A 508-nucleotide genomic window follows, 5' to 3' on the forward strand; every position below is an offset into this window, starting at 1 on the left:
TCTCGCCACCGCGAATGATCAGGTCCTTGATGCGGTCGGTGATGTGCAGGAAGCAGTCGATACGCTGGCCGCCGCGCGTGGCGCGGCGCTTGAGCAGGTCGACCTCGAGATCGGCGACCCTGAGCTGGGTTTGCAGCGTCGCCGCATTGCCGCGCCGCAGCAGCGTGCGCACCCGCGCCATCGTCAACACCGCCTCGGTGGCCGGCCTGGGTGCGGCGCCGAAGATGAGCATCTACTCGGCATCCAAGCATGCTGTCCGGATGGACGAAGCGCTGCACCGGCAGGTGGCTGCGCGACGGTTGCAGGTACTGACCGAGGGTCAGCATGTCGATGTCATGCTCGCGCATGCGCTGCATGACCCTTCTCAATCGGCGCCATGACCACAACGACTTCGCTCCCTCGCAGTATCCCCGCCTGGATCAAGCTTCTCGACGATTCTCCGCTGCCGGCATTCGCCGCGGTGCACGAAAGCGTGCGCCGGGCGCTGCGCGACAACAGCCAGTCCATG

Annotated in this window: 2 pseudogenes; one reads left to right on the forward strand and one right to left on the reverse strand. The window is 66.1% G+C overall.

Going from position 1 to position 508, the window contains the following annotated elements:
• Window positions 1-173 precede the first annotated feature (173 nt).
• Window positions 174-257, forward strand: a pseudogene (locus U8L64_RS03655) (SDR family NAD(P)-dependent oxidoreductase); the annotation flags it as partial.
• Here U8L64_RS03655 and U8L64_RS03660 read toward each other — a convergent pair.
• Window positions 252-359 (reverse strand): annotated as a pseudogene (locus U8L64_RS03660) (lipoyl synthase); the annotation flags it as partial. The pseudogenes U8L64_RS03655 and U8L64_RS03660 overlap by 6 nt on opposite strands.
• Window positions 360-508: the final 149 nt, after the last annotated feature.

Origin of the sequence: Pseudomonas sp. FIP_A4, assembly GCF_036701605.1 — a bacterium.
GTDB lineage: Bacteria > Pseudomonadota > Gammaproteobacteria > Pseudomonadales > Pseudomonadaceae > Stutzerimonas > Stutzerimonas phenolilytica.